14 protein-coding genes and 1 pseudogene are annotated in these 12,362 nt (G+C 52.8%); 4 read left to right on the top strand and 11 right to left on the bottom strand.

All coding sequences use genetic code 11. The annotated features are described in order from the left end of the window. The first annotated feature begins 468 nt into the window (after positions 1-468). A complete protein-coding gene (locus CV944_RS15310) occupies positions 469-1,032 on the top strand; it encodes an FAD-dependent oxidoreductase (protein WP_100664491.1) in 564 nt (187 codons plus the stop codon). Positions 1,033-1,170: 138 nt separating this feature from the next. Here CV944_RS15310 and CV944_RS15305 read toward each other — a convergent pair whose 3' ends face one another. From CV944_RS15305 to CV944_RS15275, 7 genes are all read right to left on the bottom strand, one after another. Beyond that, on the bottom strand, positions 1,171-1,638 hold the full coding sequence (locus CV944_RS15305) for a flavin reductase family protein (protein ID WP_100664490.1): 468 nt from the start codon (positions 1,636-1,638) through the stop codon (positions 1,171-1,173). 576 nt (positions 1,639-2,214) lie between these two features. After that, entirely contained in the window at positions 2,215-4,167 is a 1,953-nt protein-coding gene (locus CV944_RS15300) for a TRAP transporter permease (RefSeq protein ID WP_100664489.1), read from the bottom strand. Beyond that, positions 4,160-4,660: a DUF1850 domain-containing protein gene (locus tag CV944_RS15295; protein WP_100664488.1), complete on the bottom strand. Its 501-nt coding sequence runs from the start codon at positions 4,658-4,660 to the stop codon at positions 4,160-4,162. The genes CV944_RS15300 and CV944_RS15295 overlap by 8 nt, the downstream gene beginning before the upstream one ends. A gap of 78 nt (positions 4,661-4,738) precedes the next feature. After that, positions 4,739-5,740 carry a TAXI family TRAP transporter solute-binding subunit gene (locus CV944_RS15290; protein ID WP_100664487.1) on the bottom strand — a complete coding sequence of 334 codons (1,002 nt, stop codon included), beginning with the start codon at positions 5,738-5,740 and terminating at the stop codon, positions 4,739-4,741. A 288-nt stretch (positions 5,741-6,028) separates the two neighbouring features. Continuing rightward, positions 6,029-6,676, bottom strand: coding sequence for a GntR family transcriptional regulator (locus CV944_RS15285; RefSeq protein ID WP_100664486.1), 648 nt, complete (start codon positions 6,674-6,676; stop codon positions 6,029-6,031). Positions 6,677-6,715: 39 nt separating this feature from the next. Then, complete coding sequence (locus CV944_RS15280) at positions 6,716-7,027, bottom strand: 5-carboxymethyl-2-hydroxymuconate Delta-isomerase (RefSeq protein ID WP_233205029.1); 312 nt, start codon at positions 7,025-7,027, stop codon at positions 6,716-6,718. 17 nt (positions 7,028-7,044) lie between these two features. Next, on the bottom strand, positions 7,045-7,797 hold the full coding sequence (locus tag CV944_RS15275; protein ID WP_100664485.1) for a 4-hydroxyphenylacetate 3-hydroxylase N-terminal domain-containing protein: 753 nt from the start codon (positions 7,795-7,797) through the stop codon (positions 7,045-7,047). Here CV944_RS15275 and CV944_RS17940 point away from each other — a divergent pair. After that, positions 7,789-8,052: pseudogene (locus tag CV944_RS17940) on the top strand (LysR family transcriptional regulator); the annotation flags it as partial. The gene CV944_RS15275 and the pseudogene CV944_RS17940 overlap by 9 nt on opposite strands. Positions 8,053-8,069: 17 nt before the next feature. On the opposite strand, the gene CV944_RS15265 reads toward CV944_RS17940, so the two are convergent. From CV944_RS15265 to CV944_RS15245, 4 genes are all read right to left on the bottom strand, one after another. After that, positions 8,070-8,969 carry a manganese catalase family protein gene (locus CV944_RS15265; protein ID WP_011232506.1) on the bottom strand — a complete coding sequence of 300 codons (900 nt, stop codon included), beginning with the start codon at positions 8,967-8,969 and terminating at the stop codon, positions 8,070-8,072. A 21-nt stretch (positions 8,970-8,990) separates the two neighbouring features. Beyond that, positions 8,991-9,227, bottom strand: a complete 237-nt coding sequence (locus CV944_RS15260; protein WP_011232507.1) for a YuzF family protein — start codon at positions 9,225-9,227, stop codon at positions 8,991-8,993. A gap of 292 nt (positions 9,228-9,519) precedes the next feature. Next, the gene (locus tag CV944_RS15250; RefSeq protein ID WP_165754816.1) at positions 9,520-9,684 is read right to left on the bottom strand and encodes a hypothetical protein; all 165 of its coding nucleotides are present in this window, start codon (positions 9,682-9,684) and stop codon (positions 9,520-9,522) included. A gap of 119 nt (positions 9,685-9,803) precedes the next feature. Further along, positions 9,804-10,982 (bottom strand): helix-turn-helix transcriptional regulator, encoded by a 1,179-nt coding sequence (locus CV944_RS15245; RefSeq protein WP_100664484.1) that lies wholly within the window; start codon positions 10,980-10,982, stop codon positions 9,804-9,806. A gap of 226 nt (positions 10,983-11,208) precedes the next feature. On the opposite strand from CV944_RS15245, the gene CV944_RS15240 reads away from it, so the two are divergent. Both CV944_RS15240 and CV944_RS15235 read left to right on the top strand, forming a co-directional pair. Then, on the top strand, positions 11,209-11,799 hold the full coding sequence (locus CV944_RS15240) for a DUF6230 family protein (RefSeq protein WP_047818971.1): 591 nt from the start codon (positions 11,209-11,211) through the stop codon (positions 11,797-11,799). A 22-nt stretch (positions 11,800-11,821) separates the two neighbouring features. Next, a complete protein-coding gene (locus CV944_RS15235; RefSeq protein ID WP_047818972.1) occupies positions 11,822-12,247 on the top strand; it encodes a DUF6114 domain-containing protein in 426 nt (141 codons plus the stop codon). Positions 12,248-12,362 lie beyond the last annotated feature (115 nt).

Raw genomic sequence — 12,362 nt, 5'->3', positions numbered from 1 at the left:
TTGATGTGATCAAAAAACAGCTCCGTATCGCGTAAGGGGTACCCTGTTTGTCTCTCTAACCATGGAAATTATTGTAATGAAAAATGCTCATCTACAGTTTTATATATTCGCCGCTTTCGTAAATGAGAAGATAAAAAAACCGGCGCCATTCGCCGGTTGAATGCGACAGAAACAGGAAGCCGCTTTTCGCTGTATTATTTTTGCACAACCATTTTCATCCCGCACTGGCAAAGCAATGAATGTTTCAGCCGCCGAATAGGCTGGCGGCATTGTTCACAAATCATCGTCTTGTTCATCGATCTTTCTCCCCTTTGCACTCCTTCTACATTCTATTATACACACTTTTTGTTTATAGTAAATATAAATTAAAAATTATTATCAATTGATAGTGCGGATGATTTGGTCCCGCTTCCCATTTGTGCTACACTCATAGTGTTAATATTCTAACAAATAAAGGGAGGATGCACGATGTACGACATCGCCATCATCGGCGCCGGGCCTGCAGGGGCAAGCGCCGCCATTTTCGCCGCCAAAGCCGGGAAGAGAACGGTCTTGTTTGACAACGACAAAGGCATGACAAAGCGCGCTTGGGTGGAAAACCATTACGGCGTTCCGCAAATCAGCGGCCCGGAATTGGTGGAAACCGGGAAAAAGCAAGCCGCAAAATTCGGAGCAGAATTGGTGGAAGCACAAGTGACGGATGTGCAAAAAACAGACGGGGGATTCCGTCTCGAAACAGAAGCTGGATCCTATGAAGCGAAACACGTCATCTTCGCCACCGGTTTGGCGACCGATTTAGCGGAAAAAATCGGCCTGCGCACCAAACCGGGTACGGAGCCGCGCATTAAAACGGTGCTTGACGTCGACGCCAACGGCAAGACGAACATCGACGGCATTTGGGCGGCCGGGACGGTCGCTGGCGTCAGCGTCCATACGATCATCACAGCAGGCGACGGTGCGAAAGTCGCCATCAACGTCATCAGCGAGCTGAACGGCGAACGGTACGTTGATCACGATGTATTGAAAAAATAACAACGAAGGTGTCCCAAACAGCGGGACACCTTTTCTAAATAGCGCCATGGAAACGGCCGAGATGCAAGATGACGGGCCTGAAACGTCTGTCGCGTCGTCCCCGCATGACAATAGCGGCCCCGATTCATCCAAGGACGCTTATTGTCCAATGCTCCGGTACTTCCCTTCAAAAAACAAGAGCGGGTCGCCCGGTTCGTCTTTCATCAAAATATCGGTCACTTCCCCAAAGTAAAGCGTATGATCGCCGGCCACGTACGTGCTGTGGACGTTGCATAAAATATTCGCCATCGCATCCGGCAAAATCGGATGGCCGTTCACCCAATCGAACGAAACAGGGCGTTCTTCTTTCAGCTGGCCGGCAAACAACCGCGACAAATCCTCCTGATCGCGCGTCAACATGTTGACGGCAAACTTCCCGGTTTGCTTGACGATGTCATGCATCCGTGCTTTATGACCAATCGAGACAACGACAAGCTTCGGATCAAGCGAAACGGACATAAACGCGTTCGCCGTCATCCCTTTTGCTTCCCCTTGAAACGCGGTCGTCACGACCGTCACGCCGGTTGCGAATTTCCCCATCGCGTTGCGGAATGTGCGGTCATCCATACGTTCTCCCATCCTTCCCTTTTCATCATCTAGCTGTGATTGGCTGCTCCCGGAAGGCCGGTGAAAAACTGCGATGTCCTTCCATCAATGATTTTTATTGCTCAAAAACAGACGTTCTCAATGAAAGAAATACCTTTTTCCATTTGCCGTTTTCAATCACCGGCCCACTAGGGGGGCAGTTCTCAGCCGCTCAGGTGCATGTTGCAAGCAAGCCGCTGACCGGAAAGCCAGCCAAATCTATCCCCATCATAGCAAAAACCAAACAAGGAAACAACGACGACGCGCCATCAGCCATTGCCGCGTTGGAGATGTCCGTACTCAAACACGGCCGGTTCCTTTTCATCACCTGAACCGGGTTCCCATTTGATGCACAAAAAAGCGGCTACGACTTTGCTGTTGACAGTATTCCTATTCTTCAGTGGCAGCGCAAGAAGATGACGGACGTGCATCCATAGATCAAAACGCACCGGCTTGTCTCAAAGTGCCAGAGGATGTCACCGCCTCATCGCAACCGCAAGCAAAAGGCAGGCCTCGTCTAGATGAGCGCCTGCCTTTCGGTTTGTTCAAATCAGACTTTTATGACGCCGTTTTCTGCGTCCGTTCCCGTCTTCCGGCTGCATATTGAATGGCAAACATGGCCGCAAATAAGACCAATCCAACGATATCGCTGATTGTTTCCGGATAAATCAGCAGCAACCCTGTCGCAACCGCAATGATGCGTTCAACAATGTTGAGCTTCCGGTACCAAAAGCCGATCATCCCCGCACTAATGGCCAACATGCCGATAAACGCGGAAAAGACGACCCATATCAAATATGGAAGCGTCGTATCAATCATTAACAGCGCCGGTGAAAAGACAAACATGTACGGGATGATAAACGCGGAAATCGCTAGCTTCGACGCAATCACCCCGGTCCGTAGCGGCTTCCCTCCGGAAATGCCGGCGGCCGCAAACGCCGCCAACGCCACCGGCGGTGTAATGTCGGCGACAATGCCAAAGTAAAACACGAACAAATGCGCAGCCAGCTCCGGCACGCCGGATGCGATGATCGCCGGCGCCGCGATCGTCGAAGTGATGACGTAGTTGGCCGTTGTTGGCGAACCCATGCCGAGAATGAGCGATGTCAACATCGTGAAAAAGAGCGTTAAAATCAAAATCCCGTTCGATAAGTCCACTAGCCCGTTTGCCATTTTTAAGCCAAGGCCGGTTTTCGTCACGACCCCGACGATAATCCCGGCGGCCGCTGTCGCCGCCGCCACAGACAGCGCGCTTCTTGCTCCGTCAACCAAAGCGCCGATAATGTCACGCCATCCTAACCGCGTTTCCTTTTTCAAGCCGCTGACGACAATGATCGCCACGATCGACCAGAGCGCCGCCCGCATCACGCTCATCCCGCTCATCAGCAGCAAAATGACAACGATGATCGGAACGAGCAAGTAGATTTTTCCGAGCACTTCTTTCCGGTTCGGCATTTCTTCCTCTGTCAACCCGCGCAGCCCGATTCGCTTCGCTTCAAAGTGCGTCATCATCCAAATGCCGGAAAAATATAGAATCGCTGGAATCGCCGCTGCTTTTGCGATCTCCCAATACGAAATGCCGCCGATAAACTCCACCATCAAAAACGCCGCCGCTCCCATGACCGGGGGCATGAGCTGGCCGCCGGTGGACGATGTCGCCTCCACAGCGCCGGCAAACTCTTTTCCATATCCGAGACGTTTCATCATCGGAATCGTAAACGCCCCGGACGTCACGACGTTCGCCACTGAGCTGCCGCTGATCGTTCCTTGGAGCGCGCTTGAGAACACCGCCACCTTCGCCGGACCGCCGATTCGCTTCCCGGCGACAACGAGCGCCAAGTCATTAAAATACTCCCCGACACCCGTTTTCACTAAGAAGGCGCCAAACAACAAGAAGACGAAAATGTATGTCGCCGACACGTACAGCGGCGTGCCGAAAATGCCTTCCGTCGTAAAAAACATCGTTTTGACGAGCCCTTCCAAATCAACGCCCCGATGAGCCAAAAATCCCGGCATATACGGCCCGAAATACGCATACAGCAAAAATAGCGAGGCGATGATCGTAATCGGCAGCCCGACCGCCCGCCTCGTCGCCTCAAGCACAAGCAGCACGGCGACCAAACCAACCGTAAAGTCAAGCGGCGTCATAATGCCGATGCGTTGGACGATGTCATCGAGCATCAGCGGCAAATATGCGCCGACCCCGATCGACAACAGCGACAAAAGGATATTCACGATGCCGACGTCGGCGCGATGAAGATGTTTTTTCCGCGCCGGAAACAATAAAAAGATAAGCGACAAGGCAAACCCTAAATGGATCGACAATAAAATTTGTTTTGGAAGCGTTTGAAAAATCGAAGCATATAACTGAAAGAGTGAAAAGGAAAGCAGCCCGAAAAAGGCAATCCAGCCAAGCGGCCCTTTCAATTTGCGCGTCGCTGCTTCCGGATCGTATTTTTCCAGCAATTGTTGCTGCTCCTCAGCGGATAGCTGTTCAAACTTCTCAGTCAAACAAGTTCACTCCCTTCCAGCATTGAACCAATGATAGTCGTGTCACCTTGATGCGGACAATGGAGCCGGGAGGGATGACTGTGTTTAACGTCACCATCTTCCCTTCATAAACGACGCGATGGTTGGCGACAACCCGCCCAATGCTCAACAAGATGGATGGAAATTTGCGCTCCATGCCGGTAATATAGTATTTTCCATTCCGAAGCGTAAATGTCTCCCCTGGCGCCGCGTTCGCCGGCATCCCGACCGCCGTATCCTCATAGGTGAGAGCGATTTGTTCAATCGTCCCGTCAGCCAACACCTTATACGTTTCCTCGACATCTGAACGGTGGATCGAATGCGTATAGCGAATCGCGAACGTATCCCCTTGAGAAATCGGGATATACGCAGCGACCCGGCCATCCTTTTCAAACGCCAGCACCTGGCGGAAAGGAAGGAAGAAGACGGCAGCCGCCGCCAGAAGTGCACTGACCGCTGCGAACCATTTTCGCATCAGCCGCCCCCCTTCGTGGCCGGCGGAAATAAGGAAGGGCTGGCGCCATGAACCCGGCCAGTCCTTCCCGTGACACCGTTATTCCGCTTTAACTCCTTTTTCATCAAAGTATTTCTTCGCCCCCGGGTGAAGCTCGATCGACATGCCATCCAGCGCATGTTCCAGCTTGATTTGCTGGGCTTTGGCATGTTTGACCTTATCCAAGTTTTCAAAAATCGCTTTCGTCACGTTGTAGACCGTGTCTTCCGGCAAATCCGCCCGAGCGACGAGCATCGCGCGCACGGCGACCGTCGGAACCGCTTCCGCTAGCTTATACGTCCCTTGAGGCACTTCATCTTTCGCATAGTACGGGTATTTCTCAATCAGCGCATTGATTTTGTCCTCAGCGATCGGCACAATCACAACGTCTTCCGTCGCTGACAAGCTTTCTACCGCTCCTGTCGGCGTTCCGGCTGTAATAAAAGCGGCGTCAATCGTGCCATCTTGGATGCCGGAGACGGAATCATCAAACGACAAATTGCGCGCTTTAATATCATCAAACGTCATGCCGTGAACTTCCAAAATTTGTTCCGCATTTGCCCGCGTTCCCGAGCCCGCTTCCCCGACAGAAACGACTTTCCCTTTTAAATCCTCAACGGACTGAATGCCCGATTTTTTCGTGGTGACAATTTGAATCGTTTCCGGGTAAAGGGTCGCGATCCCTTTCACGCTTTCAATTTTCTCTTTAAACATTAATTTTCCTTCCGTCGCGTATGTCGCGATGTCAGTTTGCGCAAATGCAATTTCCGCATCGCCCGCATCCAAAATCGCCATGTTTTCCGCCGATGCCCCCGAAGTGATGGCATTGGCGTCGATGCCCGTTTCATCTTTGATAATATCGGCAAAGGCCCCGCCAAGCGGATAATACGTTCCGCCTGTCCCGCCAGTGGCAATGCTGAGGAATTTCACGTCGCCGCCTTGCTTCCCATCGGCCCCTTCTTGCTCTGTCCCTCCATTGCCGTTACCGTTTCCACAAGCGCCAAGCAACAGCGACAGAGAAAGAACAGTCATTGCGCGCGCAAACCACTTTCGCTTCTTCATCGTCATCATCTCCTTTGCTATTTTCGGTTTCCCTTTATGATTATATTGCACCGAACATATTTTCACAACCATCATATTATTTCCTTAGTTCTGTTTTTCTATTAATCATGCAGAACGGCAGGGAAAACCCCACACTTTCCGACCAAACCGTGGTTGCAGAAGGAAGCAAAGTTCAAGTTTTGCAAAGCTTCCCTATTTGACTTTTTTCATCTTTTTTTGACCCCTTTTACATTGACAACGCTTTCAAATCATCATTCTCCCGCCAGGCCTCCACCCGGCGGAAGAAGATCAGCGCCGCCGCTTAAACGCTTCGGCGGTGTTGATTTTGTGTTGACGGACGTATTGTTCGATTTCATGCGGCGGCGCCTGTTCATGCAACAGACGGATGATCTCTCTATGTTCTTCGATCGATGCTTTCGCCCGCTGCGGCACAAAGGTGAAGCCGTAGGCGCGGATGCGCTTCATCCGCTGCCAAATTTGCTTGATTTGCTCTTCGAGGTAGGCGTTGCCGCAATGGGCATAAATCAAGGAATGAAATTCATAGTTCAGCTCGCTGAACCGTTCCAGCTCCAGCTCTTCAAGCGCCCGCTCCATCCGTTCGTTCAACCGCTCAAGCTCGTTGATCGCCTCCTTCGTCAAATGGGCGGAGCCAAGCGCGGTCGCATAGCCTTCCAGCACAGCCAACACCGACAGCGTCTCGATATATTCTTTCTCGTTGATGTTGCTCACAACGGCGCCCGTATACGGTTTGAACTCGACAAGCCCTTCCGCTTCAAGCTGGCGGATCGCCTCCCGCACCGGGATGATGCTGAGTCCAAGCTCGCGGGCGATTTGGTCGATGACGACCCGGCATCCCGGGCCATAGACGCCGTTTTCAATGCGAGAAAGAATATACTCGTAAGCCAATTGGGTTTTGTTTTTCGCTTTCGTTTCCATACGTTTATCATATACTAGATCGTATACATTGACTAGCCATTATGCCTGTTCGGCAGACAAGGCGGTCTGTTTCTCCCCTTTGCCGAATGCGGGGATTGGCGGATCGCCGACCGCGACGTGGACAACTTCCGGCCGCCCGGCGCCGATTTTGAGCGTCGCGTGCACAAACGCATCGTCTTCGGCCCCGTCGGCCACATAGTACTCGTCAAGGCGAATCGCGCGCGACCGGATGCCGCCGATAGGAAACGAATCGCGCCGCTTGATCAGCACGCGGTGGACTTTTTCCAGCAATCCGCGAATGTCGGCTTCTTCACCGAGATTGGCCGTGTATTCCACAATAAAGTGCGGCATCCTCTCTCCCCCTTTGGCTAGGCGATGTAATTGACCAGTCGGCCGATGCGTTCGATTTCCGTCACGACTTCATCGCCGGGCTGGACGTTCACCGCTCCTTTCGGCGTGCCGGTCAACATGACGTCGCCCGGCGCGAGCGTCATGAATTCGGTGATGTACTCGAGCAAATACGGGATGGAAAAGATCATGTCGCCCGTATATCCTTCCTGCACAACCGCCCCATTGACATACGTCCGCAAACGAAGCGCCATCGGATCGCCGACTTCGTCATGGCTGACGATCCACGGGCCGACCGGGGCAAAGCCGTCGCGCGCCTGCTCCTTCACCGCCGGGCGGTAACGCTGCTTATGGGGAATGGAGAGATCATGGACGATCGTATAGCCGAATACAACATCGAGCGCCTGCTCGCACGGCACAAACACGTTTTCAAACGACACAATGGCATCGCCCTCTTCAAAGCGGGACGCCAGCGGATGGTCCCACGCACTCCGCCCGTAGTCAAACGCCTCGCGGCAAATGAACTTCACACCCGGCGTGTTGTTTGGAATCGCAAAGGCGAGTGCATATGGATCTTCACCGGACGACGATTTTTTCACGGTCGACGGAAACACTAAAATTTCATCGGTAATCCCGCCTTGCGTCGCCAACAGGCGGATGCCGCTGACGATGATCCCGTCTTTCCGCCGTTCGACCAAATGGAGCGGCACATCGGCGTCTTTCTGCTCACGAAGCGCCTTGCCGCGGTTCATTTGCGGATGGATGAGCTTCATATCGCCCAGCCGCCGCTCAGCCAGCAGCTGAAGCAGCTCGAAGAAGAGCTCGGCGTTCCTTTATTTGACCGGAAGGCGAAAAAAATGGAGCTCACCGCACCAGGCAAAGCGTTTTACGAAAAGGCGAAACGGCTGCTCGCCCAGCTTGATGACGCCGTAGCGGAAGTAAAAGAAATCGAAGAGGGAACGGCGGGAACGCTGTCGATCGGCTGCGTCAAATCGTGCTTTTACTATTGGCTTTCCAAAAAAATCAGGCGCCGTTGGGCGCCTCATCACAACCCTGCCGACCGCTGCAGCCGCTTGGCGATTTCGAAAAAATCTTCAGCCGAAATCCCGGGGGCGAATTCTTCCGGCACTTCGTCCAAATCGGGGATCGCCCCCCCTTGGGGCGCTCCTTCGACCACCTCGAGCGGCTGTCCATCGCTTGGATGGGTTCCTTGCCAAATGCGGACGATTTCTTTGTAATAGCGATCGCTGAACGTATAAAGCCGGCGGTGGACGCCTTGATCCTCATACTTTCTCGCCTCGTCGAACACACGGTTATCCAACTTCGGGATCGGCAGCAGTTTCGTCACATCGACCCCCGTAGCCACTTCGATCGCTTTGGCGTACGCCAAAATATGAACGCCCCCGCGCACAAGCAAGTAGCCGATCATCTCGCGGGCGGTAGGGTGGTCCGTCATTTCATAGACGCGCATTTTATGCGTGCGCGCTCCGCATTCAAGGAAAAAGTTGTGAAGCAAATCCAAAATCAAGTTGCCGCTGTTGAACACGTACTCCCCCGTCCACGCCTTCCCCATCGAATCGCCGGGAAACGCCGTCTGCGCCGTCGCGATAAAATGATACGTATTGCGCTTGTCTTTCGCATCCTTCATCGGCGCTGTATCCGGATCACCTGGATGGGTGGAGCCGGTCAAGCAAAGGTTGATCGCATTGGACACGAGCTCCACATGGCCAAACTCTTCGGCGGTGATGCTCGCCACCAACTCGTAAAACGGGCGCAGCTTCTTTTTTTGCCGAAAATTGAATGACTGAAACAAATAATTGTTTAACGTCGACATTTCTCCGAAACGGCCGCCAAGCAGCTCCTGAACAGCGGCAGCCGCATTGGGGTCCGCGTATTTGGGCTTCGGCAATTCAATCGCCAGCCGGTCGATCCGCTGAAATACCACGACTCTTTTCCTCCTTTTCCATTAATTGCTGAGGCGAACAGACACCACTTGCGCCAAGCGGATGTAATAAACCGCCTGATGCGCTGAGATGACGATATGGTCTGGCTTCACATCCCTCACCGTTCCTTGGATCGAACCGCGGACTGTTTCCACCACCACTTCTTTGCCGTTCAAAGCTTGGAAAGCGTGGTACACATACGGGTCAACCAAGGCAATAAGCTGCGGCGGCGAAGCATGGGACGCGTAGGGCTGGTTCATTCTCATTTCCTCCCTTTTGATGCGTTGAAGAAGATTCCCTTTTTATCCATATGCCGCCCCGTGCCAAACATGACAAAAAACCAAGCGCCCTAAAAAAGAAAGCGGCCTTGATGCCTACTCATCAAGCCGCTTCCAACGATGGTTACGCCGCGAGAAAGCGGCGAACGCTCGGAATCTTCTGCACCACAAAACGGTCAAACAGCCAAATGACAACAAGCGACAACGCAAACAGCGGCATCACGACCGCCGCAGCGATCATGCCCCCACACCGTTTTCGCCGCTTGGGGATCCTTCACCCGCCTAGGGGCGCCGAGGACGCCTTTCGGTTTGCGCTTGCGCTGCTCAACGCCAAAATGATCAGAAACGGCGCAAAGATGATCCCCGCATAGAAATGCCACCTCCAGACCGCCGCATACATCGGCGGCTGTTTGTCCTCCGCCTTCACCGTTTGTTCCACAGTTTTTCCCCCTGCCATGTTTTTCAGTAGGCAGTATAGAACAAAACTGTGTCCAAACGGTGATCAATCGGCGAAAATGGTGTGAAATGAAACGGCCGGAGACAGACCAGTCCGCCTCGTCATCCAATCAACCCAAGACGCAGCGCTTTTGCCACCGCTTCCGTACGATTTTTGGCGCGAAGCTTCCTTAAGGCGCTCGAAATATAGTCGCGCACTGTAAATTCGCTTAAATACAGCTGTTCAGCTGCTTCTGATGTCGATGCCCCATCAGCGAGCAGCTTCAATACCTCGATTTCCCGCGGCGACAGCGGCTCATGCTCTCCCTCATCCTTTTTTCTCGCCGGCGCTTCGATCAATTTCAACAACAATTCCCCCGCGCTTTGGCCAAATTTCATCAACGCCGGAAACAACCGACGGTCGATGGAAAAAAACCGCCCCGGCCCCCGATCAAGGACAACGCCTCCAATCATCCGCCCTTCCGTCGGCACATACACCGGAACGATCACCAGTGAGGCCAAACCGAACAGGTCCACATACAGGCGCGGAAACTGTTCGCTCGCCCTCGGCACATAAATCGGACGAAAATGGCGAAACTCATGCACTTCCTCTTTCAATTTCCCCACACTTTCTTTCAACATAGGAATGCTGTCCAATTCCACGCGCAAGCGCTGAATTTGCCCGTTGTCCACGCCATACCCGTGCAGGCCGATGGCTGTGCTCTCCTGATTGACAAATTGAAACAGAGCGCAGCGGCTGAAAGGAAGAAAATAGGAAAAACCAAAACAAATATGCGCCGCCGATTCCTCAAACGTCTGCGCCCGCAAAATCCATTCGTTAAACAAAATGACGGCATCTTTCCACAAGGATTCTTTTTTCCACGAGGAATCGCCGCCGATTTTGAATGATTGCTCATTCACTTCATACAACAACCATTCATTCCATTTGAAAAACAAATACCGCACGGCTGGGTGCAGCGCAGCAGCCGCTGACGCATGCGCCTTCAACACTTGATGAACCGTATTTTCCATTAAATTCAGGGAAAATATGATCATCTCCGGATGAAACGCCGCAATGCGTTCGAGATGCCCATTCGCTGGATGTTCGCCCCCGTACGGGAGCAATCTTGCCTGAACGAATGCGCACAGCGTGGAAAACACCTCTTGAACCCGCGCATTCCGCTTGCCAAGCGCTTCGCCGATCCGCTTCCATTCCCGGTTCAATTCCGCCGCATACCTATGCAAGATGTCGGCCGCTTCATGAAGCAAACGAAGCAAGTGATCATTTAATTCCTTCGACATCCCCATCCTCCCCCCGCATCCCCGCTAGTGATCGACTACTTTGATCATCTACTTTCTTAATTCGATCGGTCAATTCCTTCTTTTGCCCGTCACGGTTGTCCAACAGCACTAAAAAAATCCGACAAACATAGGGATTTAATGGAATGCATAATTGTCATAAAATTTAAACAGATTTAATAAAGCGCTTACAGCGCTGATCATTCAAAAAAGGGGGAGGAGAAACGCCATGGAAATGGCAACAAAACCGGTCATCATTGGGGGGCGTACAGCGAAAAAGCCGCTGATCGCCGCACTGTTGGGAGGGTTCCTGCTTCTCGGAGCCTTGCTGTCGATCTTCGGGCTGACAGGCGTCGCCTATGCCGTACCAATCAGCGGGGTCGGCGAATTTACCGTTCAATTTGACAAACTGAACGGCAGCGGGTTTAAAATGTACGGCGGCGTGGCGGAAGCAGGCAATGCACCGCAGACGCCGGTCTTCGTCAATGAAATGGATAAAGCGACGATTCAAGGTCTTCGGATTTCGAAAGACTTCCCGGCCTTGGGCATTCGCGTCGTCATCGTGGCGAGCCAACCGGTCTCGATTGACGGCCTCGTGCAAAAAGCGACGCAAATCAACGGCAACATCTCCTTCGGCAGCTTGACGATGAAAGAAAGCTATGTCGGCGATACCAGCAACCCAGTCGAGAAAGCGGCCAAAGAATTCACACAAGGAGCCGACAGCATTACGATCGAAAACGGTGATATTAAAACCGTCTACTTGTTCCAGCAAAAAGTGTCGCTGCCGGGCATGAAAGTGTACTTTGAAAAACTCAACTAATTCTCGGTAAGGATGAGGGACATTGGGCATCATTCGTTCCAGCTGGCAGGCGTTCGGTCGCTGGCGGAAACGCCGCCCGTTTTGGGGGGCGACGTTTCTCTTGTTATCAAGCCTTGTGATTTTATGGATTCCGATGCAGCTGTATGAAATTTCGCTTGTCCCCGGAAGCATGGTGTTCGCCGGCTTTTTCCTTGGCGGCATGGTCATGTTGATGGGGATTCTTTCCTACGCCATGCCGCGGCTATCCACCTTGCTCGGCATCATCGGCATGTTCAGTGCCATTCTGTCGATCATGGGCGCCTTGGGTGGCTTCTTAGTCGGCACCATTCTCGGCATCATCGGCGGGGCGCTTTGCATCGCCTGGCGGCCGCAATGGGCTGAAGCCGACGCTCCTGCTGCTCATCATGAAGCAGCGGCGGACAAAGAGCCATCCGCCGCAATCGACTAACAGGCGCCGATCGCTCGGGGCTGACCCAAAACGCGAATGCGTTTTGGGATCAGCCCCCACTTTTTTGCCTCAAATATAGAAGAATCGCCCTTTTTTCTGGTAGAATAGAGTCACC

Source organism: Geobacillus sp. WSUCF-018B, assembly GCF_002809985.1.
GTDB classification, from domain to species: Bacteria; Bacillota; Bacilli; order Bacillales; family Anoxybacillaceae; genus Geobacillus; species Geobacillus thermophilus.
This window is presented reverse-complemented; position numbering and strand designations above follow the sequence as displayed.

Excerpts from the sequence above, each read along its gene's own strand:
- CV944_RS15310 (WP_100664491.1), top strand. The coding sequence starts at position 469 with ATGTACGACATCGCCATCATCGGCGCCGGGCCTGCAGGGGCAAGCGCC.
- CV944_RS15305 (WP_100664490.1), bottom strand. The coding sequence starts at position 1,638 with ATGGATGACCGCACATTCCGCAACGCGATGGGGAAATTCGCAACCGGC.
- CV944_RS15295 (WP_100664488.1), bottom strand. The coding sequence starts at position 4,660 with ATGCGAAAATGGTTCGCAGCGGTCAGTGCACTTCTGGCGGCGGCTGCC.
- CV944_RS15290 (WP_100664487.1), bottom strand. The coding sequence starts at position 5,740 with ATGAAGAAGCGAAAGTGGTTTGCGCGCGCAATGACTGTTCTTTCTCTG.
- CV944_RS15285 (WP_100664486.1), bottom strand. The coding sequence starts at position 6,676 with ATGGAAACGAAAGCGAAAAACAAAACCCAATTGGCTTACGAGTATATT.
- CV944_RS15280 (WP_233205029.1), bottom strand. The coding sequence starts at position 7,027 with ATGCCGCACTTTATTGTGGAATACACGGCCAATCTCGGTGAAGAAGCC.
- CV944_RS15275 (WP_100664485.1), bottom strand. The coding sequence starts at position 7,797 with ATGAAGCTCATCCATCCGCAAATGAACCGCGGCAAGGCGCTTCGTGAG.
- CV944_RS15260 (WP_011232507.1), bottom strand. The coding sequence starts at position 9,227 with ATGAACCAGCCCTACGCGTCCCATGCTTCGCCGCCGCAGCTTATTGCC.
- CV944_RS15245 (WP_100664484.1), bottom strand. The coding sequence starts at position 10,982 with ATGTCGAAGGAATTAAATGATCACTTGCTTCGTTTGCTTCATGAAGCG.
- CV944_RS15240 (WP_047818971.1), top strand. The coding sequence starts at position 11,209 with ATGGAAATGGCAACAAAACCGGTCATCATTGGGGGGCGTACAGCGAAA.